Source organism: Lysinibacillus sp. NPDC093190 (assembly GCF_050280425.1).
Lineage (GTDB): Bacteria > Bacillota > Bacilli > Bacillales_A > Planococcaceae > Lysinibacillus.
The window spans coordinates 16,593-41,155 of sequence record NZ_JBNNVG010000033.1 but is presented as its reverse complement, the minus strand read 5'-3'; the positions used below and the strand labels follow the sequence as shown (position 1 = coordinate 41,155).

Genomic DNA, 24,563 nt, shown 5'->3' with positions numbered 1-24,563 from the left:
TGGCTATGAGTACAACGAAATTGGAGACAAATCATAAGATCCAAAATCTAGACCCAGTAACATTTGAAGTGTTAAAAAACGGCTTTGTGAATTTAGTCGATCAAATGGCTGAACAAATGCTACGTACATGTTACTCGTTTGTTATTTATAATCGAGATTTCAGCTGTGCATTATGCGATGCACAGGGGAACACCGTTATGCAGGGAACGCAAGATATTTCGGTACATGTAGGGACATTGCATTTAACTGCAAAAGCTGTCTTAGAGGATTTCGCTGATGATATTCATCCGGGTGATGTATTTTTAGTAAATGATCCTTATCGTGGAGGAACACATTTCAGTGATGTACGTGTAATTTTACCAGTATTTCATGATGACAAACTGATTGCACTTATGCAAACAAATGGACACTGGGCAGATGTCGGTGGTTCTAACCCAGGTTCCTTTGATATTACAGCCAAGGAACATTATGGGGAAGGTCTACGTATCCCACCTGTCCGCATTTATAGTAAAGGTCAATATTTAACTGATGTTGTGAAGATTATTGTCATGAATATGCGCATCCCGGAAGAACGTATTGGAGATTTACGTTCTCAAGTGGAAGCCGCAAAAGTTGGAGAGAAACAACTCAAAGAAATGATTGAAAAGTACAGCATTCACACGGTGCTAGTAGCCTTTGAGGAAGTTCAAAACTATGTAGAGCGATTAATGAGAGCGAAAATTAAAGCTTTACCAAAAGGACAATGGGAAACGGTGGACTATATCGATATGGATCCACAATTAGGAGATGGCCTCATTCCAATTCGTGTGAAAATGACCATTACGGAGGATGAAATAGCTTATGATTTAAGCGATTCACATCCTTATATTAGCTGTTTTTTAAATGCAGGGTTTGGCTCAGCACTTTCTGGTACTTATGCAGGAACGAAAACATTTTTCCCAGACATTTCGCTGAACTCAGGATTTTATCGTGTTGTGAAAATATTCCTCCCTGAAAATTCTGTCGTTAACGCACCTAGCCCAGTAGCTGTCTCTGGCTATTGTTCAGGAGCGTTTGAAAAAATTATGAATGCTTGCTTCGAATTATGGTCGAATATTATGCCTGAGCGCGCGATTGCATGTTCATTTAATTTAGAATACTTATTAATAGGTGGGTATGATCAACGGAGAGATAATAGTGAATATTTTATGTGGTATGACTGGATGGCTGGTGGTCATGGTGGACGTATTGACCGTGATGGTGCGAATACTACCTCACCAGTGTTCGGAGTAGGTTTGAGTGTTCAGCCATGCGAAGGGCAAGAGCGTTTGTCTCCAGTTGTTACAACGAAGCATGAAATCATTATAGATTCTGCTGGTCCAGGTAAATACCGTGGCGGCTGTGGTGTAGAAAAGGGCGGCGTTTTAACGGATGTCAACCAAACAGTGATGTCTTATTGCTGTGACCGTTCTCGTTCCATTACATGGGGGATTATGGGCGGCTTACCTTCTATCGCACAGGGGGCTATTTTAAATCCAAACAAAGAGGATGAAGAATTTTTAGGCACGATCTTCTCCAATGTTGAATTGAAGAAAGGGGATTCCTTTACACGTCCTTCAGCAGGAGGCGGTGGTTTGGGTGACCCAATAACACGAGATGTGAACGCCATTTTAGAGGACGTTATTGATGAATATGTTTCGATTGAGCGTGCAAAGCTTGATTATGGCGTAGTCATCCACGAAATTGACCGTGATTTGGATGCCTTCGAAATTGATATGGTCGAAACATTAAAAGAACGCGATACTATTCGCAAAAATCGCCATAGATGGCTCGAAACAGACCCAATAGAAGTTGAGCAGATGTATAACAAAGGTGAAATTAATCAAATGGATGTTGTTCGAAGATATGGTGTCATTATGGATTATGAAACAAATAAAGCACTGCCAATCTCAACAGAGCAATACCGAGAAGCGATGAAGAAACGTTCTTTGGCATATTGGGGATAATCAAAACGTTCTAGCGCAATCTGATTGAGTATAATAAATAAGAGAGTAGTTCACACTACTCTCTCTACGAAATAAGGGTATACAAATTTTTAATATCCAGTAATGCATATACTATGAAAAATATCACTACATAACTTAAAAAATCTAAAGTTAAGGAGTTGTTGTTTATTATTCCAGTATTACTTGAAACCTTTTGAATTATCAATGTAAGATACATAGCTAATCCCATCATTATAAGCTTACGGAGCAATAATATCACATCCATAGAATTTTTGTTTATATGCATGTCAAACTATTGTGTACCCTAGACTAATAATTTATCAGCCAACTAAGTAAGAACAGTCGCCCAAAATAAAGTGGTGGTATATTTTTTATTAATTAATCAAATATAAACCCAAATTTTACCGATGACTTATATTCATTCTATCATGGTATTGTAACTTCATGACCACAAATAAACCACATTATGACCACGAGATTTTTAACGGTTAGCACTGTTTTTTTGCGGTTTTATGAATAGAAAAGTCACTTGAATATTCAATTATTTATTTTTATAGCAAGCCAATTTTTCTTATTTTTTCAACAGCTTCTATTCTTGAATATACTTGTAGTTTTTTGAAAATCTTTGTTAAACGATATTCAACTGTACGTAAACTGACAAGCAAATTTTCTGCTATTTGTTTATTTGTCTTTCCAGCAGCCACTAATTTAAGCACTGCTAGTTCATTTTTTTTAAGGTCATATTGAATGAACTGATTCATTATTTCCGTTTTGTTCGTTTGGGTATCTACTAGTTTTAATTGTCGTAATAATTTCACTGGCATCATGGCATTCCCATCTAGAGCGGAGCGTATTGCCATAATAAGATTTTCCTTAGAGGCTGTTTTGCTAACAAAGCTAGAAACATCTGATTCTATTAAAATATTGAAAAAAGGTTCAATGTCGTAGCCTGTGTAGATAATTTTAATTGCTTCAGAATATAATTGTTCCACTTTTTTTACTAATCCTTGATCATTTAAAAAGGGCATGTTTATATCAAATAAAAATATGTCAAATGTTTGTTGGGAGAGGGCATTCAAAGTTTCCTCACCAGTTCTTACAACCGTGACTTGGAAATCTACTTCTTGTTCTAATAATAATTTTATACCTTCCCCAACAGCTTCATGATTGTCCGCTACTAAAATATTTATCAACTTATTACCCTCCCTTAATTAAAATGGACTATTTTTATAAAATGTTATTTATAATGCATTATACCCAATTTTAGTCTCGAAAGGGATACAATCCATACATAGATTTAAAGGGGTAAATATTTTATAAACTGAAAACTAATTATTTCAAAGCGACTTAAAAGAGAAGAATGTACAAATTGTAGATGATAGAGAGGGTTATTATGTAATGCAGAAAGGGTAAAGCGACTTAGATTTTACAACAGCAGATTGTTTGCTTCTATAGCTGGTTTCAAGTAAAAAGGAATGTGTCTCCACTAACTTTTGAGACAAATTCCTTTGATGGTTTTTTATTTCGTAAAACGACTTAGCTTAAAGAGAGATAAATCCTGTATACTCTTTCCGTGTAGGGTTAAATCAGCTAATACTTCACCAACTGCACTACTAAATTTAAAACCATGCCCTGAGAAGCCTGCTGCAATGACAATATTTCGATGCTCAGGTAAAAAATCAATAATGAAATCCTCGTCTGGTGTCATCGAGTATTTACATGTTTTTCCGAATTTCAGTGCACCGTGCTGAGGCATAAAACGATTGATAAAGTTTTTTAAATCTATTGCATCCTGTTCGTCGAAGGGGCGTAGCGGATCGTTTGGATTGATAGCCTCACCGCCATCATGTCTGCCAAGCTTCAGGCCAGCTCCATTAATACTTGGAAAACCATAGTATGCGGAATCAGCAAATTCAAAACAATAGGCCGGGAAAACATCTTCACAATAAAGTTGCTCCTCTGCCTCAAACCATGCAAATGTTTTTCGCGTCGGTGTTACAGGAATGGTGATGTCCATTGTTTGAAGTAACTCAGTCGCCCAGGCACCCGCTGTCACAATTAAATGCTTAGCTTCGTAAATGCTATTTGCTGTTTGAACACGTATAATGTCTCCAGCTTCGATGTTCTGCACTTTTTCATTTGTATGTAAGGTTGCCCCAGCCTCAAGAGCTAATTTTTTATAAGCGCTAATGCAGGCTTCTACACGGAGGACACCAGCAGTAGGCTCAAAGCAAGCAACAAAGTTTTCAGGTAAGGATAATCCAGACCATTTCTCCATTGCCTTAGCCGCAGAATACTGCTCTAATGCTAAATCATAGAGCTTTGCACTAGTTTTTACATTTTGAATAAAAGTATGGGTCTCTTCACCGACATTTATTACGCCTGTTTGTAAAAATAATGCTTCATCCGTTAACGTTTCAAGCTCCCTCCATAATTCCCCAGCTCTTTTGACAAAAGGTACGTAGCTAGCTCCTTCACCATACGCAAAACGAATTATTCTTGTTTCCCCATGATGGCTACCTTCTTCGTGAGGTGGATTAAAGGCATCAAGCATCAAGACATTTTTTCCTGCTTTCGCTAAATTATAGCCTGCTGCCATCCCCATCGATCCTGCGCCAATTACAATCACATCGTATATCATTTTAATCCCTACTTTTTTGCTCTAGTATAACAAAATAAAAGAAGATAGGACAGAAATTTCAGAAAAATATTTTGAACAAGAAAAATGCACAATCTCCTAACCGAAATAGGAGATTGTGCATTTGAGTTTAAAAGCTATTTCGCACTAGGTAATAATTTATTTAACAATATGGCTACTATAGCTGCTGTTGCTATTGGAGATCCGAATAAATATTGAACGGTTGTCGGTAATGAGTATAAGAAATCTTTTGGAAGTAATGTTAGAGCTAATGTTAAAATCACTGGCACTGCGATTACATACATTTCCTTTTCACCAATGTTTTCATTTTTCATTACTTGTAAACCACTAATCGTAATAATGCCACAAACGATCACGAATACACCACCGATAACTGCTGAAGGAATGGCAGAAATAAGAGCAGCTAGTTTACCAGAGAAGCCGAATAAAATAAACCAAAAACCGGCAGCAATAAAAACACGGCGGCTTGCGATACCTGTAATCGATATCACACCTGCATTTGTTGAATAGCCAGTGACAGGAGTTGAGCCTAGTAATGATGCGATGAAACAACCAATTCCTTCGCCAATCACACCGCGATTAATTTGTTTATCAGTTAATGGTTTATCGATGACGTTACTCACTGCAAACCATGTACCTGTTGTTTCTGCCATTAAGACGATATAAATAATCACCATTGTAATGATGGCAGAAAAATTAAACGTGTAGCTGAAATCAGCAAATGGAATTTGAGGCATACTAAACCATTTTGCTTGTGACACTGCTGATAAATCTAAAATGCCCATAATATTTGCGGCAATACAACCTGCGATTAAAGCGATGATTACTGAAGCAATACGAAATACGCGGCCTTTTTTATGAAAAACAGAACCTAGCATAACGCAAAGGATTAGAACGATAGCTGAAGTTAAAGCTAAATAGATGTTTTGGTTAATAGATGCACCTGCCGCATTAAAAATGTTATTACTTAAACCTACAGGCATTAATGAAAGACCGACCACAAAAATAATTGTCCCTCCGACAATTGGTGGAATGAACGTTTTCACGATTTTATTGAATATACCTGTAAAACCTAAAATAATAACTAAGATGGCGCCGACTAAACTTGCACCTAGCACAGTGCTCCAACCAAGATCTCCACTACCACTTGCTGCATAAATACCTACAATGGCACCGATAGGAACGTATGAAGGACCTTGTGCTATCGGTAACTTCATGCAAAAGTGAGTTTGAATAATCGTTGCAATACCAGCCGCAATGAAGGTCGATTGAATCAATGCGCTTGATTGACCTGATTGTAAACCGATTAACATGGCAATTAAGAAAGGTACTACGTAGACATCCATCGCCATGACGTGCTGTAAACCAAGTAGGGTGGATTGACCGAGTGATACCTTTTCATCTGGTAAAACTGTTAACTGCTGAGTTTTTATTTTATCGTTAGCTAATTTGTTATGTTGCGTTTCCACTAAGATGTACACCTCAAAATTGTAAATTTAGAATTTTTATTTAGGCTCTAGCGTGAACCTTATTTCCTTGTACCCAAACTTCACGGATATTTTCAGGGCGCACGAGATACATAATTTTTTGGAAGATATCCTGTAAATCTTCCTTGTTATCAAAAATAGGAAGTTTTGCAGAAGGTATGTTAGTATCGATGATTTGTACATCCCATGTGTAGTTTTCTTGTAATCGACCAATGGGTAGGCTTAAACTTTCTCCGCCACCTGCTGTTGCTAAATAAAATGCTTCATTAATCGTAATACGTGAATTTGAGACACCTCGTTTTTCAGCAGGAAGAGATGTATCGACACCGTCTTCTAGCATTCTAGACGACATGACTGCTTGTCTAGCATTATCGAATAGACTAGGTGAGAAGCCACCAGAAATATCTGACCCTAATCCGATATCAACGCCTTTTGCATGGAAGTGGGCAATTGGAATGACGCTATTTGCAAAATAAGCATTAGAAATTGGACAATGACCAATCGCTGTACCTGTTTCAGCAAATAACTGTGCATCATCATCATTTAAGAAATTGCAATGTGCCATTACAGATTTATCGCCTAATAGCCCAAAATCATGTAAGGCAAAGGCATCATTTTTCTTAAATCGTTCCTTTACGTAGCCATGCTCCCAATCGCTTTCACTACAATGTGACTGGATATGTGTATCGTATTTAGCAGCTAATTCTCCTAAACCATTTAAAGCATCGTCTGTACAGCTTGGAATAAATCGTGGTGTTACAACTGGATAAACACCTTGTTTCGTTGATTTGGCTAATTCCTTCACAGCTAAAATAAATTCTTCTGTATCTTTTAGTGCAGTTTGAGTATTTGCATCTCGATAATAGTCTGGATTTTGTTCAGGATCATCCATCACAACTTTCCCAACTAGACCTCGTTGCCCTTTTTCAGCACAAATTTTCGCTAATAACAGGCTTGCTTCTTTATGGACAGTTGCAAAATAGAGCGATGTAGTCGTTCCATTGGCTAGAAGAGTACTTACTAAATCTTCATAGACCTCCTGTGCAAACTCTAAATCGGAGAATTTGGATTCGATAGGGAAGGTGTATGTGTTCAGCCAGTCATAAAGTGGAATATCTAATGCAGTTCCAGCTTGTGCCCATTGCGGTGCATGAACATGCAAATCGACAAAGCCTGGTAGGAAATATTGTCCGTCAGTTAATTGATGGAAAATTTCTTGATGCTGATATGTAGTTAGCAGATTTTGATAATCTGGATGCTCAGGAGCGACTGTTTTCTCAATCATCCCGTCAGCATTAATGAAGAATAAATAATCCTTTAAAATTTGTACTTCAGTAGGAGACTTACTTGAAAAAGCTGTCCCTTTGAAAATTAACGTATATTCAGTCATAAAAACCACCTTAATGTTCGTGTATTAATGAATGTATGGATTATTATAGGTCATTAAAACTGATTAGTCTATATAAAAACGAATATTGATAAGAATTTTACAGAGTTTCTAAATGTGTTTCACTATTTTTTAACAGCTTTAACAAGCATTGAGCTGGTTCATTGTCACAGCGTGTGGTTGATTTCCGTTCCGACTGGGCGCTTTCCTGGGGGCGTCCGATGAGCCGCTTCACTCGCGCTGCTCGCTCCAGGGTCTCATCTGTGACGCTAATCCCCAAGGAGTCGCCCAGTCTTCACTCCAATCAACTTATATACAAAGCATACGTTTTAACAAATGTAATCCATAACTTTTGTTGATGAGATATTGAGATAAAGTTAATTACAATCTTTTAGGAAGAAAAAAACTACACACCAATTCGTTGTTATACAAATTTTGTGTAGTTCAAACTTTTGAAAAGAGGCTGTTATGAAATTGAGTCATTGATGATGTTAATAAAAGTATTAAAGGTCGAAGAGGTATTTTGTTCATTTTTTCTTGTGCAAAGATAAATAGGACGCTGGATATCGATGTCTTTTATAAACACTCGTGCCACTTGCTGTCGTTGAATAAAGCTAGAAGCTGCTATAGATGGAGCTAGCATCGTACCATAGCCAGCTGCAATGGCGTGAATGGATTCATTGATGCCGTCTAGTTGTAGCCCTACTCTTGGCGGTGGGATTTTATGAACCTTACATAAAGCGTTTAAATATTCCTTCGTAGAGCTACCATCTTCCCGTGAAACAAATGGCTGCTGCATTAATTCCGCTAATGTCACTTTCTGTTCTGCCAGTGGATGACCAAATGGAACGATAAACCAATAATCGAGATTCATGAGAAATTGATAATTAATATCTGGATGATGGCCATCCTCTTTTACGATAAAAGCCATATCAGCCTTATAGTGAAGTAATTCTTCAATAACCTGTTGGGAATTAGCAGTTTTTATGTGGATATTAGTTGTCGGATAGGCTTGTTTATATTTTGCTAGCCATTTTGGTAATAAAAAATGCGATGGGACATGGGTAGAAGCAATTTGTAATTCTTCATTACCTGTATTTTTTAATTGTTCTAGTTTGTTTTCAATATCCAATTCTAAATCAAATAATCGCTGGGCCTGTTTAAATAAAAATTCTCCGTTTTGTGTTAAGGTAATTCCTCTACCTTTTGATTCTAAAAGAGTTAAGCCTAATTCTTTTTCCAAATTTCTCATTTGAATGGTAACGGCAGGTTGACTAATCATGAGAGCTTGCGCTGCCTTAGAAACACTATTGAGCTCAGCTACTTTTGTGAATAATCTAAGAGCATGTAAATTCATTATGTATTCCACCTCTTATAAAAATTTTTTATCCTTTTATATAAATTATATATTAGATTTATTAATTTTCACTCTGTATCCTTTTAATTACAAAAAGTTTTTAGGGGGTGGGGGACATGATGAATCGACAGCACATCGGAATTTTATTTGGTGGAGTGCTATTACTTGTAGTGGCAATGGGAATTAGCCGCTTTGCATTCACACCAATTTTACCATTTATGCGTCAGGATGTCGGGTTTTCATTTGAAGTTGCAGGATTTTTAGCATCAAGTAATTATATTGGCTATTTCATTGGCGCTTTGTGGGCAGGATTTATCAATCGCCAGAAGAAGAACTTTTTATTGTTAAGTGTTGTCTTGAATGTCCTTTCTGTTGTTCTTATGGGAATCATTGAAATATATAGTGTTTGGCTTGCACTTCGTCTGATTGCGGGCATTACAGGGGGACTTATTTTTGTATTAACATCAAGTATTATAATGGATTACTTAGCAAAGCATTCACTTACAAAATGGTCTGGCTATTTATTTGGCGGTATCGGCTTAGGAATTGCTATTTCAGGTTTATTAGTCCCTGCTATTGAAGCACATTTTGCTTGGCAAGGTACATGGATCGGCTTAGGGATTTTATCTGCTGTGTTTTTAGTGATGACATATATACTTTGGAGAGGTTTGCATGTACAGGATAGTGTGAAAACCGCTAAATCCTCAGATGCAAAAATGACAAAGGGCTTTATGCCATGGTTGATCGTCGCATATGGTTTTGAGGGGTTAGGCTATATTATCACTGGTACTTTTTTAGTGGATATCATTCATAATATTCCCTCACTGCAAGCATACTCTTCGTATAGCTGGGTCATTGTAGGGGTAGCGGCCATCCCGTCAGCACCTGTTTGGACTGTTTTATTAGAAAAATTCTCTGCCATCAAAATTTTATTTGTCGCCTATGTATTGCAAGTAATAGGCATATTGTTACCAGTATTCTCACAAACAGTATGGAGCGTATTATTATCGTCATTTTTATTTGGCTTAACATTTGTAGGAATTGTGACGTTAACGACCTCCTATGCACGTCAGCTATTCCCAACACAAAGCGGTCCAGTCGTATCATTGTTAACAACGTTTTATGCATTTGGACAAATTATCGGACCAATCATCGCGGGTCAGCTTGTGGCGGTTTATAGTAGCTACAAGGCAGCGCTTGTCTTTGCAGGAGTCATTGTATTTTTTGCATTAATTATCATGTTATGTGGAAGGTGGATCACAGTTAAACGACAGGTCACTTTAGACAATTCATTGCCTATCAAAACTCAATCCAGTCCTTAAATAAGAAAAGCCAGAAATTCGTTTGGGAATTTCTGGCTTTTGTTTTTGCTTAAAGATGGCGTGCCTCAATCTAAATGATATAAAAAAATAAAATATAAGTCTATATCTTTTTGAGGATATATGAAAAAATAGTAATGTGCACAAGGGACGTAACGTTACGATTCTATACAGAGATGAGGGAATTGTATGGCAAGAACAGTACCGACAGAAGAGGCGATTAAACGCTGGGATCAACATGCAGAAAGATTTACAGCAAACTACGATGAACATGGTGGTATACACCGTGAAGTATTATTAAATCCAGCCATTTTTTCATTATTAGAAGAGGTGAAAGGAAAAAGATTACTAGATGCAGGGTGCGGAGAAGGCTATTTAAGTAGAATACTTGCTCAAAAAGGGGCTATTGTCACAGCAGTTGATTATTCAGAAAAGATGCTAGAAATTGCTAGAGAAAGAACACATGAGGAAGTTCCGATACAATATAAACATGGAAATTGCGAAGAACTAGATTTTTTAGCAGATGAACAGTTCGATTGTATTGTTTCCAATATGGTCCTTCAAGATCTAGAGGATTATAAGGCAGCTTTGAGTGAAATGTATCGTCTTTTAAAACCTAAAAGTACTTTCATCTTTTCAATTCTTCACCCTTGCTTTATTACGCCGAATAGTGGATGGATAAGAAATGAACGGCTTGACCAACAGTATTGGAAGGTTCAGCGTTATTTTTATGAAGGGGTATATGATCAAAAGCTTCCGCTAGATTCCGATGAAAAAATTGTATTTTATCACCGAACATTAGCGAGCTATATGAAAGCAATTATTCAAGCAGGCTTTTCTATAGAGGACGTTATCGAACCGATGCCTTCAAAAGAGATGCTAATAAAGTATCCACAATTCGAGGAAGATTTACATTGTGCAGATTTTATCGTATTTAAATTAAGGAAATAAAGGAGCGGAGCATGTGCGTATATTTCATGTGAGTGAGGAAAGCGATATTACCATATTCCATCCACGATTACCTGATCGACTAGATCTAGATCCAGAAAAAGGTCTAGTATGGGCAATTAACGATACATGTTTGCCTAATTTTTTAACTCCTAGAAATTGTCCACGAGTTTGCTATCATATTGGTGCCGATACAACCGAACAGGATAAACGAGCCTATATAGCATCAGCATCATGTTCACATGTTGTCGTAATTGAAAGCAAGTGGTTTGAGACGATGAAAAATACGAAACTTTACTTATATGAGTTCGACATCCACAAATTCACACTACAGGATCAAAATGCTGGTTATTATACAAGTGAAACAACACAATGTCCTATTGCTAAATTTGAAGTAGCAAATTTATTTGAGGAACTGTTTAAACGTAATGTTGAATTACGGGTAGTCAATAGGCTGTGGAACATCTATGATGAAATTCAAAAAACAACATTGAATTGGTCGATGTGCAGAATGCGATTTGCGCAACCAAGAAAATAATTAGCCAAGCCTCGTAAACACTACTGTCGCGTTTACGAGGCTTGTTATATTTAGACAGTAAGTACTAATGGGGTACTCGTTATATCAATCAATTTACTATCTTTATATGTAAATATGTATTCATAATTGACTGTTTCATCTAGCATTTTCGGTAAGTAATATTTTAAATCTGCTATTCCTACATTTTTAGGATGGAAAATCCATGATAGATCTTTCCAATCTAAAATGCCCTCTGCAACTTTAATCGGTGTCACATAATGATAGGATTCTGGCAATTCAGCAATAAAAGCATACATACAGCCAAAGTCGGTCATTCCATCAGTCCATGTTATTTTTCCTTTGTATGTAATATCCTTCAGTACAATGCCCGTTTCTTCCTTAATTTCTCGTAATGCACCAACCAGTGGAGTTTCATTTTCCTCAATCTTTCCACCTACACCGTTCCAAGCCCCCATCCACTCTGGAAAATCCCTATTTAGCAATAATATTTGGTCACCCTTTTTAAGAAAACAAATTGTAAATTCAACCAAGTCTTGTTCCTCCTTTTTAAAAGATAGAATGAGTTCATAAAAGAAATATAGATAATAAAATAGTAGCACAAATTAGTGGAAAGGTTGTCTTACTAATTAAACGGTTTTAAAATAATGTTACTCATTAAAAAGAGAATAGAGTAGGTCAAGGAAGTAATTTAAGTCATAGTAAGGGCTGTTGACGGAATTTTCAAATGAGCTATAGTTGTGATTATACGAAATGGATAAAAATGAGGTGCGTATATGATTTTAATAAGTTCTTGCTTAGCAGGATTAAAGGTACGATATAACGGAACAGATAGTTTAGATGAAAGAATTCAACAGCTTGTGTTAGAAAATAAGGCGGTAACTGTATGCCCTGAACTTATGGGAGGCTTTTCGACGCCCCGTGAGCCCGCTGAAATTGTTGATGGAGATGGTGAAGATGTTCTTGATGGAAAAGCGAGAGTGGTTGAAAAATCTGGCCGTGATGTAACGGAGCTTTATATAAAGGGCGCATATGCAACATTACAGAAAGCACTCGAACTAGGTGCGACGAAAGTTATTTTAAAAGAGTATAGTCCATCCTGTGGCAGTGCAATGATTTACAATGGAGATTTTAATGGTACAAAGTTAGTTGGCGTAGGCGTAACAACTGCATTACTAAGAAGAAATAATATTGTTGTCTTTTCTGAAGAAGATTTTTTCACAGATATTAAATAATTAATCATTGTAAGAGAGGAATTAGTGCCATGAAATCGAATGAAAAAATTTCATCAAGCGATTGAAACGACAGAATGAAATCGTTTGTTTTAAACCCTCACCTGTTCTTCGCTAAAAATTTTCGTTCTGTTTTATGCTAGTTTTCTTAAAGAGCTCCCAGACGAATCGAGATGGGCAATCACCCGTCAACGTTGATACCCAGCAACCAAGACAGGCTGCTACAATGCTTAAGAGAGATAATCCGATGCTTATTGGCCAGTTTATCACAAGGGGAATTCAAGTAAGCCATATTCTAAAATAATACTTTGTAAAGCTACAAGTATTACTTTTACACCGATAAAAATCCCAAACATAGTCCCTAGGGCTGAAAGTAATAGAACTACTGATGTAATCGACCATCGAATATTAGTTGGGGTCATACCAATAGATTTAAAAATTCCGTAAGTTCCGCTTTGTTTTCTTACATTTATTCTAGAAACACTAAAAATGATGATGAATGTTACAATGATAAATAAAATCGCTATGACAGACAATGGGATAATTAAAACATCAATTACATCTTTAAAAACTTTATCTAATAATGTTTGTTGAGTGACAGCTGAAACAGAGCTTTTAAAGTTATTGTTTAAATCATCAACGACTTGAGCTGATAATGTCTCATCCCAAATTGATATATTGCCTCCTGAACAGAATAGGTAGCATTATAAACTTTGATAACATCAGCGGTAATTCTCGCTGAATTAGACATATTTGCTATCGATTGATAAATACCAGTAACAATTAAATGATGCTGCTTGCCTTCGATATAGACTTCTACAATATCCCCTAAATTTTTGTGCAAAGCCCTATTGGCATTAATGCCAATAGCAATTTCATTTTTATTTACAGGATTACACCGAACCGGAGTTTCCCATTATGACCGTAAAGTCTCCTTTATATATTTCGATATTAATATTTTTTATTGCATGAAATTGCTCACTCCCTGTGGAATATGTCTTACATAGATTTTGAGCTCGAATAAGTACCTCTTTATCCACGAGAATACCTCCTTCAAATGTATTTCTTTTAGTGTAAGGGGAATTATTATAAGGTCCTTATTAAATTATTAATAAATTCTTACAAAATATTGTGATTTTATTCCACATTAACTGCTTGTAAAAAAGCAGTGAGGATGAACCTCCACTAAATAAAGTTTCACCATATACAGAATGGGGAAGTTTGATATAAAGACAAAAATAAGCTTTGGATAAGATGATGTCCAAAGCTTTGTCATAAAATTATAATGTTTTCACTTGCTCAATTTTTAATCCGAAAATTTGAGGTGGTTCAATCTTGTTCATTTGCAAATATGTAGAGATTTGTCCACGATGATGGATTTCATGTTCGGGAATTGACATAAGTATTCTCCAAGCACTAACTTCATGACCATGAAGGGTTAAAACCTTTTTTAACAACATATCGTTGCCAATTTTCAACAGACCCTCTGTTAATGTAACTTGACATGACTCTAAATAATTTGAAATATCCTCAAGAGAAGCCCCTTTACTAGTATCATGTCCAGCGTACGTCCATGAACCATGTACAAATATACCAAGAAACATCAAACGAGCTGATGCAATATGTCGCAATAAATCACCTATAGAAAATTTATCTTCAGAAGGTTTCCAATCTAAAAGTTCTTCAGGTATTGCCTTCACATATTGCATCGTTCGTTTATGAATACCATCTAAATATTTTACATATTCCTCTATTTCATGAATCATGTCTTCACTCTCCTATTTTTTGATTTACATTACTTATATTCTTAATTTTTAAAAAATAACCTTTAATTTTGGGTATTCTTAGGGTAACGATATTAAAATAAGATTAGTGTAATAAAAAGGCTCACTATCAATGAAGGGCACTGAAAAAGTCGATTTGCCACAAAAAATGTGATGCAAATCGACTTTTTTGAGTTTCAAAATCCAATAAAAGACAGATTTATAATGAGTTAATGTAAATGTTGTTCCTACATTTTGCTTACTCTAGTTTTATTAACCATAAGAACTCTCCTTCTTTAGAAGTTTAATTCCTTTTTCGATTCGAGAGGAAGAAGAACAGCATGATAAGTAAGCTTGTATAGATGAAAATCCAAGCGAATTGCCAATAAAAAATGTTCGGTATTGATTTTATAGAATCTTCTGACCCCATCATTTCCAGTGATAGACGGACAGGGGGAAGCAGCCAAATGAGTCCCTTGATCTGCAGAATTGTTTCTTTTAAAGTAGCGATAACGACAGATACAATCAAAATGGCAAGTACACCCCACCAAGTATTTTGCTTGTTTTTAACTAGTTCTCTCGTAAAAATAGCTGAAAGTGCAATCGCTAGTACAGATAAACTAAAATGCGAGAGGAACCCTAGTAATTGATGTATAAATCTTGGTTTTTCTCCAAAGGCGCCAATTAGAGTTGGGTAGATTACTGATATACAGCTTAAGAATAAACCAATCAGTACACACACTATAAAAATTCCTAAATTATATTGTGTGCGACTTTTGGCATGAAGTGTTGTAATTACTTGTTGTCCTTCGTCTTCTGCGTGAAATAGTGTCACTGTAAACCATCCCATTAGAAAAAAGAGAATAATAGCTGTAAACGAATAGCTATTTAATATTGGATTTGGGGTAAAAGTATAGTTGACAACGAGACATAAAATGAAAATTGAAAAAGGTGGAACATATTGATAGGTCCTTAAATAATTGAAAAATTGATAGCGCAATAAACTTGTCATGTCAGCGTCTATTCCTCCTTAAAAATGGGTATAAAATTGTTCCTCCTTCTGATTAATTGGGATTAATTGTTTAATAGAGGCTTTTTTCTGTAGGAGATCCAATAATACTTGATCTGTATCTTCAGTCTTAATAATGGTAATGACCTCATGACAACCATTATTTAAAAGACTTCGATGTTGAATTTCAAGAAAAGGTAATAGGTTATCCAATAATTTATCACTTGATATTTCAAAAATTAATTTATTTTTCTTTCTATCATTTTTATTGAATGAATCAGCTTGAATGACCTTATTATTTTGAATAACGAGAACTGTATCAACAAGATGTTGCAGTAATTTTGTTTCGTGACATGTTAAAACGATACTTAACCCTTTGTCCTTTAAAATAGAGAGAGTTTCTTCTAAATCACTTTGGGCCTTAGGATCGAGTCCTGATAACGGTTCATCTAAGATTAATAGATCTGTGTCTTCAAGCATTGCCTGCATAATCATAACCTTTTGCTTCATACCCTTAGAAAAATTAACAATCCGAATGTTACGAGCATCCTGTAAATTAAATAATTCAAGTAACTCATTTATTTTTAGCTGTAGTTGTTTTTTGGCCATGCCTCGAATACTGCCCATATGATAAAGATATTCTTCAGGCGTAAACAAAATATGTGAAGGGGTCACTTCTGGCACATAGCCAATTTTTAAAGATTGTCGATGTTTCACAATAGAACCACTGTCAGCATCGACTAATTCCGCAATAATTTTTAGAAGTGTACTCTTGCCTGACCCATTCTTTCCTACTAGAGCTATAATTTGATTGGCACAAATAGAAAATGTAGCATTCTCTAAAATTTTCTTACCTCTATACTGTTTAGAGATGTTCTGTAATTCCATAATCGTATTCATCTTTACACACCTTTATTTTTAGGCTTTTTATTATAAGTAATTTTCGTTTCTATATATGCTTACTTACGATGTACAATGTCTAAGACCATTATCTGTAAAATTAGTATAGATGAATATTTGTTCTTTTGCTAATAGAATGTTGGTGTAATTTTCTATTTTTGGGTAGTTTATGACCTATCAGCATAACGCACGGATTGATTTCCGTTCCGGCTAGGTGCTTTGTTGCTGTCGCTTCGCTTTCGCACAGAAATAAAAGGTTCTGCACAATTTTTGAGCAGAATCCCTAAGTTTTAACACTAATTAATTAAACTAAAATTTAATTAGATACGAAAATAAAGGAAATAATTTAATAAAAATAACAATAAAGGGATAATGTTTCTATTTTGCCTATTTTTAATAAATTATATTTTACTGTGTTATAATCAAGAGCGTAAATACGAGATTATTAAGATGAATAAGTTCTAATTGATTAATTAATACTTCTTACTTTTAAAGTATTCTCCAATAACTACGTGAAGTATCTCCTGAAATTATTTTATTCTTAATATTGAACGGAGTGAGATCTATGCAACGATTTCTAAATGATTTGTTAGGGGCAATAAAAGATAATTTAAAACTTATTGGTTATTTTTTTCTGGGTGTATTTTCAGTAGGAGCTTTCTTGTATGCTGTTACTTTTATTATAAAATTTATAACTGGAGATTCTTTTTTAAATTAAATAACCCCTAGATAAAAAAATCTAGGGGTTAAGTATGAGTTAATATAATTTCAAGAATCCGAATTAAATTAGCTCAAAATAAAAGGCCAAAACGTCGTTATAGTAAACTGTATAAACGTCAATTCCGCTACTTCTGTATTTAGAGGTAGTTTTTTTGTACCAATACTCTTTGATTATAATGATCGATATTTTTTTAAACTTATAATATTTAATGTAATAAATACAAGAGCGAAGCAAGCAATAACCGCTAAGTCGGCTAGAATTTCACTAAAGGAATATCCCTTATACATAACCCCATTCAAAGCGTCAGCGGCATAGTATAGTGGCATAATACGACCAATATTTTGCAACCACACCACCATATTATCCAGTGGGAAAATACCCGAAAAGAAAATTTGCGGTACAATGACTAGCGGAATAAATTGCATCATTTGAAATTCTGAAGCAGCAAAACTTGATAAAAGAGCTCCTAATGATAATGACACAAGTGCAACTGTAATATTGATTAGCAGAACTAGCCAAATAGAACCGACATGTACAATATCAAGGACATAAACTCCGAATAGAACAATAATAGTCGTTTGAATAAAAGCAAACAATCCATAACCAATCATATAACCAGCAACAATTTCAGAACGTTTAATCGGTGTCGCTAGTAAGCGTTCCAATGTCCCTGAAGTTCGTTCTTTTAACAATGCTATACCTGTAATTAAAAAGACGAAAAAGAAAACAAAGAAGCCTGTCAACATCGGGCTAAAAATATCAAAAATAGCGGTATTTTCATCGCCATATACATACTCAGTCTTCAACTTCATCATTGCAGTTTGTTCTGGCTGCAAAACTTGAGAAAGCTTCATCTTTAAAGCCTTGGCTGTAGACGGATCATTATTTAATAATGAGAGCTTCAATTGAGTTTGATGAAAAGCTAACCAGCCATCATATTTTTCATCTTTTAAACTGGCAATAGAAAAGTCATTTTTTTCGATAACATGAAAATCTGCCTCTTCAAGCTTTTCAATTATTGATGCAGGACCATTTGATACGACTAGTGTCATTTCAGGTTCGTTACTATTAAAAACAAAATACATTAACGAAAGCACAAGAAGAGGTGCAAAAAATAATAAGGCAAGTGTACGTTTATCGCGGATCATTTGCTGCATAATTCTTGTAACAATTGCGCCGATTCTCATAGTGCTTCGCCTCCAGCCTTTAAAAACACTTCATCAAAGTCTTTTGCCTGATAATGAGCTTTCAAATCATGTGGTGTACCATGCGCGATAATATGCCCATTGCGTAGCATAGCCAACTGGTCACAGCGCTCTGCTTCATCCATTGCATGTGTTGTTACTAAAATTGTTTTATGCTCATCGTTTTTTAAACGAATTAACTCCTGCCAAATTTCTTTTTTCAATACGGGATCAATACCAACCGTTGGCTCATCTAAAATCAACAACTTTGGATTTTGGATAAGGGCAATTGCAAGGGATAATCTCCGTTTCATTCCGCCAGAATAATTCAACACCTTAATATTTAAATCATCCGTTAAATGAACAAGGCTTGCAGCATAATTTACACGCTCCGCACGCTCTTTTTTTGATAATCGATAAAGCTTAGCAAAAAAATGAAGGTTCTCTTCACCGGTTAAATCCAAATACAGCGCATCAGATTGTGCCATATAGCCGATATCCGTCAGCAATTGCTTATGGGGGACTGTATAATTTAATACTTGAATACTACCGTTATCGGGTTTGATCATTCCCATAATTATTTTAATTAACGTCGTTTTCCCACAACCTGAAGGACCAAGTAAGCCAATAAGCTGTCCCTTTGGAATTTCTAAGGAAAGCGGGGCAATTACTTGTTTTTGGTGAAACTTTTTTTCTATGGAGTTTAATGAAATTGCATTGTTTCCCATATATCCATCTCTCCTTTACTAAACACAGTGTTGATACCTGAAATTTTAAGGCAGTGTATGGGGAATTACAATAAACAGATAATTAAAAAGTGTTCAGTGATTTTGGATTTCAACATTTTCGAGCTAGGTGAAATCAGACTGCCTTTGTCGTTGAAAATAGTAGCTATTAATCATCTAATTCAATGGAAAATTTTTCGCGTTGTTTAACCATTAAGGATGTATATTCTTCGTGCTGCAGTACTACTTTAGATACCTTTTAAAAAATTTTTTAAATAACCATTTTACTAAATTAGATTGATGGAAATAAATAAAGAAGAATGCCGATAAATAAGGTAACTGTAATTGCAAACACTTTTTGACCTTGTTGTGATCATTAGGTAACCATATAACTTCTTTCAGCAGGTGTCCAAACACCCGCTGAAAGAAGTTATAGCCTTCGGCGGATGTCACGGAATCGGAAAGGAGTTCTTAAAGGATGTTAGCCTAAAATCATCGCATCCATGCGATAACGGTTAACTGACCTGCATCCTGCAGGCCTAAGCACAAAGCCGATTCCAGACGCAATTATGCCGAGGCATAATTGATCAACATCGCTAAATACTAATCGGAATAAAGTGATAATACAATGGGGGTTCTAAATGTCTATTCACGATATTATGAATTTTGAAACAAAACGAGCTATAAAAAATGCATTACTTATACAAATAGAGGAAGTAGGTTTTGAACGAGTAACAGTAAAAAAACTTGCTATTACTGCAAATATTAATCGAGGAACTTTTTATTTACATTATAAGGATAAATATGAAGTGATGGAAGATTTGCAGCAGGAATTATTAAATGAACTAGAAAGCTATGTAAAAAACGTTCAACCACTAGAAGCCTTTCACACGATAAAAATAGGCCAACTTTATCAACCATTTATAGCAGTGTTTAAATATATTAAAGAGCATGCAACAGCCTTTCGCGTTATTTTAGGAGAGCAGGGGAGCCCCGCCTTTAGTAAGAGGATGAAGAAAGTTTTTAGTAATCATATATTGGACAGAATCTCTGTTATTCAGGAAGAAGGACTTGATCCAGGGTTTCAACAATATTTTGAGGCTTTTTTAACTTCTGCGATTTTAGGTGTTATTCAAGAGTGGCTAGACAGTGGAAATGAGGAGTTAAACGTGGAGGAGTTAGCAATGATTCATTTTCGTTTATTGCGCTTCCTTGGTAATTTGGCATCTTTGCAGCAATGAGTTTTTATATTTCTAGGTCTAAGAATCTGCTTGCCAGAGAAAGCAGATTCTAATTTTAGCTTTATAAATACAAATCTCTTTTAACAAAAACACGTATAGCCAGCATATAACAAAGCATCCCAATTAAAAATAATGCCCCTAGCATCCAAATAGACGAGCTATCTTGAGTCATTAATTTTTCAGGTGTGAACAATGAGTAGATGGTGAAGTACTGTAACTTTCCTAAAGCACCACCCATATTACTAAGTGCCTGAATTAAATAAAATAGAATAGGAATTCCTGTACTATACGCATAAGAGGTTCTTAAATCCTTGCTACTGCAGGATACAAAAAAGCAATAGCCACTAATGGCAAAGTGTAAGAAAAAAAGACCAATATTTAAAGTCAAAAAAGCACTTATATCCAATTCATTTGGAAATAGAATCTCTGAAAATATAACTGCAGCCAAAGTTGTTATAGAGAGCAGTATAAAAATGCTAGCAATTAAGAAAAATGCTTGCGTGAAGACAATTTTAAAACGTGTATTCGGTGTCGCAATTAGGTATGCCATGGAACCATTATCGATATAGCCCATAATTAGTTTATTTGCCGACATAATGATGAAAACTAACGGTAGAATAAGCAATAAAAATCCATACAAATAGGTTGATAGAAATTCAATTAACGTATTACCTATGTTACTCATGCCAAATGCTGTCATCAATTCAGGCATTGTTTCGGTAAGCTTATTAAGAGTATTACTCATTTCAGGGTTATACATATAAACAATACTAATGATATAGAGCATTAATACAGCGAGTATAATACTAAAAAGTTTAACAGTAGCTAGCACCTCATGTTTTAGCAAAGCAAAGTTCATGATTCTTTACCTCCTCTTTCGTAGTAATGCATGAATATATCTTCAAGTGATTGTGAAATTATATCGAGGTCATTAATTTTATAGTCTGCTAATATATGAAGTAGTGTTTGGACATTACCCTGAACTTTTATAATGGCTTGTGTTGGCCCAGTCTGTTCAATTTTAAGTTGTTCTCCTAAGAAACGAGAGAGCTCTTGTTCGCTTTGAAATTCAATTAAAAACTTTTTAGATTTTCGCTTTTTTAAGTCAGCAATTGTTTCCGTTGCAACAATTTTACCAGCATTAAGTATCGCTACACGGTCACAAGTTTTTTCAATTTCTTCAATCATATGAGAGGACATGAATATGGTCGTTCCTTTTTCTTTTTCAGCTAAAATAAAATCTATAAACTTTGTTTGGATAAGAGGATCTAATCCACTTGTCGGTTCATCTAGAATGGCGATCTCAGGGTTATGCATAAAAGCGCAAATTAGACCAACTTTTTGCTTCATACCCTTTGACATTTTCTTAATAAGCCCAGTGGCATTTAATTCAAAGTATTCCATAAGTTCGTTAGCTCTTGTTAAATCATGTAACCCTCGCATTTGGGCAATAAATTTGATAAATTGTTGTCCAGTCATTTTATCGATAAACGCAATTTCACCAGGTAAATAGCCTACGAATTTTTGAATTTCAGCCGTAGATCGGCGACAATCCAACCCTTTTATGAAACATTGTCCTTCTGTGGGCTGTATGAAGCCCATTAAATGCCGTATTGTTGTAGATTTCCCAGCACCATTTGGACCTAAAAAACCGAACACTTCACCTTTTTCAATTTGTAAGTTCACATTCTGTACACTATAAAAATCCGCAAACTTTTTAGTTAAATTATTGACCTCGATCATTGGCATACAATTCACCCCTTTATGTTTCTATATAATAATTGCTTTAAAAAATGAAAATAATCATCTGCTTCTTCCATACATTGTTCTAACAGTTGGTTAAAGGCTTCACTGTTATCTACATTACTCTTTAATTGTTTTTCATATCGATTACTTATTCCATCCGTAACCCATCGAAGGGTATCTATCGCCTTTTTACTATCTATATTTTTATGAAACAAATCGTAATCAATTCCTGCAAACACACTGTTATAGGAACTATTTTGTATAGTCAAATTATATTGATCAAGCTTACTTCTTACTTCTACATTTGTTTCAGCATATGTCTTTTTAAGGAAATCAAAAAAAGTATGGTACTGCTTAATTAACTCCAATTTTATTTTCATGATTTGTTCATAACGTTTAAATATATCAGGTTCTTCTAAATCTAAGCGGCTATTCATTGCATCAATAAAAATCGTTGTAACGTACTCATATAAATAAAGATATAAATTTTTTTTACTACCAAAATAGTGATATAAAATACCTTTTGAAATTTCGGCATCTTTAATGATTTTATTTGTTGAAGCGGTATCGTAATTATTGGTCGAAAATTCTTTAAGTGCAGCGTTGATAATTTTATGTTGTTTTTCAACCTCTAAATTAAGGAATGTTTGATACAAGGTTTTTCTCCTTTCAGTGTATTTTTAACATGATTATATATAAGTTGACCAGGGTGGTCAATTTATAAAATGGGTATTTTTACAAATAAATTAAAAATTATCATGTGGATTTTAAGGTATTGTGCTTTGTCACAATTTATGTGTAACAGATAGGTGAGGAGGGAAGGGACAAATCGTGTTATTTTTCAAAAATAAGGAGAAATGCAGGAGGAAGCATCAAATCTTATAGCTGAAGCTAACCGTTTAAAAATAAGGTTAAAAGCGGGAAATGTGAGACTCCGCAGGGATGATAGAAAAGTACGAAGACTGAAATCGTCACTTCTTTTGACGACTCCTTCGTGACCACATCATTTTACTCTGAGGAGGCTCAATATCTTCTCAGTGAATAACTTTTGACTGGTACTCAAGATGAGATGCTTTTAAGTGTTTAAAGAATGGAGAATTGAAAAAAGTTAGATGGTTTCTAAAGGAAAGATATTTATTCTCCATAATAATTATTCAGTGCTACGTCTAAACGTTCTTCTAGGTGTTTCGAAATATAGCTCAACACAAATTGCTCCTTTTCCATCTCAATTTGAGAGGAACGAAAAGTTTTTCTGAAAAAGCCTGCCTTATTTTCCACCGCAAATTGCTGTAATGCTTCTGTTCGTAATGTCGACACAATTTCATTTTCAATATGGCGTTCACGAATTTTTTGAACAATATCCTTTACGCTTCGCTCTTGCAGTTCTGAAATTTGTTTTTGTAGATTTTCATTTTCTAGTTTAAGTTCAGCTGTTTCTTTTTGAATTTCCTCTACTTGAAGATTCGATTCTGAGGATACTAATTGAATGTTTTGTGTAAGAAAATCTTGATTGATTGTTACTTGTAAGGCTCCATGTTCTTCGTTTGGAAGAATATTAAAAAGTCCTGTCTGAATCATTTGCTGAAGAACATTTCCAAGAACATCAACTTTATTCGCTAAATCATCAGTACCCATAGTTGTTGCAGTTACTTGGTGTTTGAAGAGTTGACCGTTGTCATCAATTCCTAGTAAAAGTTTTAAGCCTTTGACGCGGTGAACATCTTTTAGTAGTAAAATCATGCGAAGTCTTAAAATGGCAGGAAGGTTTAAACGAATATTGGTGTTTGGGCTATTCGAAGCATTATCAAAAATATATTGTTCGAATGGTTTAATGTAATAACGAAGCATCGCATCCGTTATGTCAAACCAACCTGCGACTTCTGAAATAGAATAATGATTTGATTCTTCAATTTGCGCTAAATAGTCGTCATTATAAAGTATTTCTTCTAAAGGCGTATTTTGTATTACGACAAACAATGGGTCATGTTGCACAATTCCGAGTACCGTTTCTTTTGCATCATTTAGTTTAAGCATCCTTTCACACCCCACTTTATTTTTCCGTATAACTCTATATAGGTTTCTATTCTACTGGAAGCAATTGTATGACTATTTTGTATAGGAAATAATTATTAGAACCAATTACCTGAAAACCTTTTCTGACTCTTAAGATAAATTTAATTCTTATAAAGTGAAGAAGTGTTGATGTATTGGGGAGAGGGGTACTAATTTAACGTATTACGCTTCCATTAATTTCTCAAAGTATCCTGCAAAAATGTTGGGTGTTTCCGTAGAAATGAACTTAAAGGTTTATGCCCGTGGCTATGAATTTTTTATTAACTGCTACCTAAAAGCATGTTCTAAAGTG

Annotated in this window: 23 protein-coding genes and 1 pseudogene; 7 read left to right on the top strand and 17 right to left on the bottom strand. The window is 35.0% G+C overall.

Going from position 1 to position 24,563, the window contains the following annotated elements; all coding sequences use genetic code 11:
• Positions 1 to 5 precede the first annotated feature (5 nt).
• The gene (locus tag ACQKOF_RS21045; RefSeq protein WP_427561300.1) at positions 6 to 1,985 is read left to right on the top strand and encodes a hydantoinase B/oxoprolinase family protein; all 1,980 of its coding nucleotides are present in this window, start codon (positions 6 to 8) and stop codon (positions 1,983 to 1,985) included.
• 551 nt (positions 1,986 to 2,536) lie between these two features.
• On the opposite strand, the gene ACQKOF_RS21040 is transcribed toward ACQKOF_RS21045, so the two are convergent.
• From ACQKOF_RS21040 to ACQKOF_RS21020, 5 genes are all read right to left on the bottom strand, one after another.
• Positions 2,537 to 3,178: a response regulator transcription factor gene (locus ACQKOF_RS21040; RefSeq protein ID WP_427561298.1), complete on the bottom strand. Its 642-nt coding sequence runs from the start codon at positions 3,176 to 3,178 to the stop codon at positions 2,537 to 2,539.
• 326 nt (positions 3,179 to 3,504) lie between these two features.
• Positions 3,505 to 4,626, bottom strand: coding sequence for an N-methyl-L-tryptophan oxidase (gene solA, locus ACQKOF_RS21035; protein WP_427561295.1), 1,122 nt, complete (start codon positions 4,624 to 4,626; stop codon positions 3,505 to 3,507).
• A 134-nt stretch (positions 4,627 to 4,760) separates the two neighbouring features.
• Positions 4,761 to 6,113, bottom strand: coding sequence for a uracil-xanthine permease family protein (locus ACQKOF_RS21030; protein WP_427561292.1), 1,353 nt, complete (start codon positions 6,111 to 6,113; stop codon positions 4,761 to 4,763).
• A 40-nt stretch (positions 6,114 to 6,153) separates the two neighbouring features.
• Complete coding sequence (gene guaD, locus ACQKOF_RS21025; protein ID WP_427561290.1) at positions 6,154 to 7,521, bottom strand: guanine deaminase; 1,368 nt, start codon at positions 7,519 to 7,521, stop codon at positions 6,154 to 6,156.
• 463 nt (positions 7,522 to 7,984) lie between these two features.
• Complete coding sequence (locus tag ACQKOF_RS21020) at positions 7,985 to 8,875, bottom strand: LysR family transcriptional regulator (RefSeq protein ID WP_427561287.1); 891 nt, start codon at positions 8,873 to 8,875, stop codon at positions 7,985 to 7,987.
• A gap of 119 nt (positions 8,876 to 8,994) precedes the next feature.
• Here ACQKOF_RS21020 and ACQKOF_RS21015 point away from each other — a divergent pair, with 119 nt between their 5' ends.
• From ACQKOF_RS21015 to ACQKOF_RS21005, 3 genes are all read left to right on the top strand, one after another.
• On the top strand, positions 8,995 to 10,197 hold the full coding sequence (locus ACQKOF_RS21015) for a YbfB/YjiJ family MFS transporter (RefSeq protein WP_427561337.1): 1,203 nt from the start codon (positions 8,995 to 8,997) through the stop codon (positions 10,195 to 10,197).
• Between the two features lie 186 nt (positions 10,198 to 10,383).
• Entirely contained in the window at positions 10,384 to 11,145 is a 762-nt protein-coding gene (locus tag ACQKOF_RS21010) for a class I SAM-dependent methyltransferase (RefSeq protein WP_376069949.1), read from the top strand.
• 13 nt (positions 11,146 to 11,158) lie between these two features.
• The gene (locus ACQKOF_RS21005; protein ID WP_427561284.1) at positions 11,159 to 11,680 is read left to right on the top strand and encodes a DUF6886 family protein; all 522 of its coding nucleotides are present in this window, start codon (positions 11,159 to 11,161) and stop codon (positions 11,678 to 11,680) included.
• Between the two features lie 50 nt (positions 11,681 to 11,730).
• On the opposite strand, the gene ACQKOF_RS21000 is transcribed toward ACQKOF_RS21005, so the two are convergent.
• A complete protein-coding gene (locus ACQKOF_RS21000) occupies positions 11,731 to 12,210 on the bottom strand; it encodes an NUDIX hydrolase (RefSeq protein WP_427561281.1) in 480 nt (159 codons plus the stop codon).
• A 243-nt stretch (positions 12,211 to 12,453) separates the two neighbouring features.
• Here ACQKOF_RS21000 and ACQKOF_RS20995 point away from each other — a divergent pair, with 243 nt between their 5' ends.
• Complete coding sequence (locus tag ACQKOF_RS20995) at positions 12,454 to 12,912, top strand: DUF523 domain-containing protein (RefSeq protein WP_427561279.1); 459 nt, start codon at positions 12,454 to 12,456, stop codon at positions 12,910 to 12,912.
• 263 nt (positions 12,913 to 13,175) lie between these two features.
• Here ACQKOF_RS20995 and ACQKOF_RS20990 read toward each other — a convergent pair whose 3' ends face one another.
• From ACQKOF_RS20990 to ACQKOF_RS20970, 5 genes and pseudogenes are all read right to left on the bottom strand, one after another.
• Positions 13,176 to 13,445 (bottom strand): FtsX-like permease family protein, encoded by a 270-nt coding sequence (locus ACQKOF_RS20990; RefSeq protein ID WP_427561277.1) that lies wholly within the window; start codon positions 13,443 to 13,445, stop codon positions 13,176 to 13,178.
• A 363-nt stretch (positions 13,446 to 13,808) separates the two neighbouring features.
• Positions 13,809 to 13,949 (bottom strand): annotated as a pseudogene (locus ACQKOF_RS20985) (ABC transporter ATP-binding protein); the annotation flags it as partial.
• Between the two features lie 240 nt (positions 13,950 to 14,189).
• On the bottom strand, positions 14,190 to 14,675 hold the full coding sequence (locus ACQKOF_RS20980) for a DinB family protein (protein ID WP_427561275.1): 486 nt from the start codon (positions 14,673 to 14,675) through the stop codon (positions 14,190 to 14,192).
• A gap of 301 nt (positions 14,676 to 14,976) precedes the next feature.
• Positions 14,977 to 15,684, bottom strand: a complete 708-nt coding sequence (locus tag ACQKOF_RS20975) for an ABC transporter permease (protein ID WP_427561272.1) — start codon at positions 15,682 to 15,684, stop codon at positions 14,977 to 14,979.
• An 18-nt stretch (positions 15,685 to 15,702) separates the two neighbouring features.
• Positions 15,703 to 16,569 (bottom strand): ABC transporter ATP-binding protein, encoded by an 867-nt coding sequence (locus ACQKOF_RS20970; RefSeq protein ID WP_427561335.1) that lies wholly within the window; start codon positions 16,567 to 16,569, stop codon positions 15,703 to 15,705.
• 577 nt (positions 16,570 to 17,146) lie between these two features.
• Here ACQKOF_RS20970 and ACQKOF_RS20965 point away from each other — a divergent pair.
• On the top strand, positions 17,147 to 17,299 hold the full coding sequence (locus tag ACQKOF_RS20965) for a hypothetical protein (protein WP_427561269.1): 153 nt from the start codon (positions 17,147 to 17,149) through the stop codon (positions 17,297 to 17,299).
• A gap of 173 nt (positions 17,300 to 17,472) precedes the next feature.
• Here ACQKOF_RS20965 and ACQKOF_RS20960 read toward each other — a convergent pair whose 3' ends face one another.
• A complete protein-coding gene (locus tag ACQKOF_RS20960) occupies positions 17,473 to 18,489 on the bottom strand; it encodes an ABC transporter permease (RefSeq protein ID WP_427561267.1) in 1,017 nt (338 codons plus the stop codon).
• Entirely contained in the window at positions 18,486 to 19,214 is a 729-nt protein-coding gene (locus tag ACQKOF_RS20955; RefSeq protein ID WP_427561264.1) for an ABC transporter ATP-binding protein, read from the bottom strand. Before ACQKOF_RS20955 ends, ACQKOF_RS20960 begins: the two co-directional genes overlap by 4 nt.
• 638 nt (positions 19,215 to 19,852) lie before the next feature.
• Between ACQKOF_RS20955 and ACQKOF_RS20950 the strand changes: the two genes are divergently transcribed.
• Positions 19,853 to 20,452, top strand: a complete 600-nt coding sequence (locus tag ACQKOF_RS20950) for a TetR/AcrR family transcriptional regulator (RefSeq protein WP_427561261.1) — start codon at positions 19,853 to 19,855, stop codon at positions 20,450 to 20,452.
• 61 nt (positions 20,453 to 20,513) lie between these two features.
• Here ACQKOF_RS20950 and ACQKOF_RS20945 read toward each other — a convergent pair whose 3' ends face one another.
• The 4 genes from ACQKOF_RS20945 to ACQKOF_RS20930 all read right to left on the bottom strand — a co-directional run bounded on the left by ACQKOF_RS20945 (position 20,514) and on the right by ACQKOF_RS20930 (position 24,232).
• Entirely contained in the window at positions 20,514 to 21,311 is a 798-nt protein-coding gene (locus tag ACQKOF_RS20945; RefSeq protein WP_427561258.1) for an ABC transporter permease, read from the bottom strand.
• A complete protein-coding gene (locus ACQKOF_RS20940; RefSeq protein ID WP_427561334.1) occupies positions 21,308 to 22,195 on the bottom strand; it encodes an ATP-binding cassette domain-containing protein in 888 nt (295 codons plus the stop codon). Before ACQKOF_RS20940 ends, ACQKOF_RS20945 begins: the two co-directional genes overlap by 4 nt.
• An 11-nt stretch (positions 22,196 to 22,206) precedes the next feature.
• Positions 22,207 to 22,854, bottom strand: a complete 648-nt coding sequence (locus ACQKOF_RS20935; protein ID WP_427561255.1) for a TetR/AcrR family transcriptional regulator — start codon at positions 22,852 to 22,854, stop codon at positions 22,207 to 22,209.
• Positions 22,855 to 23,332: 478 nt separating this feature from the next.
• Entirely contained in the window at positions 23,333 to 24,232 is a 900-nt protein-coding gene (locus ACQKOF_RS20930) for a hypothetical protein (RefSeq protein ID WP_427561252.1), read from the bottom strand.
• Between the last annotated feature and the right edge of the window lie 331 nt (positions 24,233 to 24,563).

What these genes read in the sequence shown, in the direction of transcription:
- ACQKOF_RS20930 (WP_427561252.1), bottom strand. Translation starts at nt 24,232, where the DNA reads ATGCTTAAACTAAATGATGCAAAAGAAACGGTACTCGGAATTGTGCAA.
- ACQKOF_RS20960 (WP_427561267.1), bottom strand. Translation starts at nt 18,489, where the DNA reads ATGAGAATCGGCGCAATTGTTACAAGAATTATGCAGCAAATGATCCGC.
- guaD (WP_427561290.1), bottom strand. Translation starts at nt 7,521, where the DNA reads ATGACTGAATATACGTTAATTTTCAAAGGGACAGCTTTTTCAAGTAAG.
- ACQKOF_RS20980 (WP_427561275.1), bottom strand. Translation starts at nt 14,675, where the DNA reads ATGATTCATGAAATAGAGGAATATGTAAAATATTTAGATGGTATTCAT.
- ACQKOF_RS20965 (WP_427561269.1), top strand. Translation starts at nt 17,147, where the DNA reads ATGCAACGATTTCTAAATGATTTGTTAGGGGCAATAAAAGATAATTTA.
- ACQKOF_RS20975 (WP_427561272.1), bottom strand. Translation starts at nt 15,684, where the DNA reads ATGACAAGTTTATTGCGCTATCAATTTTTCAATTATTTAAGGACCTAT.
- ACQKOF_RS20940 (WP_427561334.1), bottom strand. Translation starts at nt 22,195, where the DNA reads ATGATCGAGGTCAATAATTTAACTAAAAAGTTTGCGGATTTTTATAGT.
- ACQKOF_RS20995 (WP_427561279.1), top strand. Translation starts at nt 12,454, where the DNA reads ATGATTTTAATAAGTTCTTGCTTAGCAGGATTAAAGGTACGATATAAC.
- ACQKOF_RS21020 (WP_427561287.1), bottom strand. Translation starts at nt 8,875, where the DNA reads ATGAATTTACATGCTCTTAGATTATTCACAAAAGTAGCTGAGCTCAAT.
- ACQKOF_RS20945 (WP_427561258.1), bottom strand. Translation starts at nt 21,311, where the DNA reads ATGAACTTTGCTTTGCTAAAACATGAGGTGCTAGCTACTGTTAAACTT.
- ACQKOF_RS20950 (WP_427561261.1), top strand. Translation starts at nt 19,853, where the DNA reads ATGTCTATTCACGATATTATGAATTTTGAAACAAAACGAGCTATAAAA.
- ACQKOF_RS20970 (WP_427561335.1), bottom strand. Translation starts at nt 16,569, where the DNA reads ATGGAATTACAGAACATCTCTAAACAGTATAGAGGTAAGAAAATTTTA.
- solA (WP_427561295.1), bottom strand. Translation starts at nt 4,626, where the DNA reads ATGATATACGATGTGATTGTAATTGGCGCAGGATCGATGGGGATGGCA.
- ACQKOF_RS21015 (WP_427561337.1), top strand. Translation starts at nt 8,995, where the DNA reads ATGAATCGACAGCACATCGGAATTTTATTTGGTGGAGTGCTATTACTT.
- ACQKOF_RS20955 (WP_427561264.1), bottom strand. Translation starts at nt 19,214, where the DNA reads ATGGGAAACAATGCAATTTCATTAAACTCCATAGAAAAAAAGTTTCAC.
- ACQKOF_RS21045 (WP_427561300.1), top strand. Translation starts at nt 6, where the DNA reads ATGAGTACAACGAAATTGGAGACAAATCATAAGATCCAAAATCTAGAC.
- ACQKOF_RS21010 (WP_376069949.1), top strand. Translation starts at nt 10,384, where the DNA reads ATGGCAAGAACAGTACCGACAGAAGAGGCGATTAAACGCTGGGATCAA.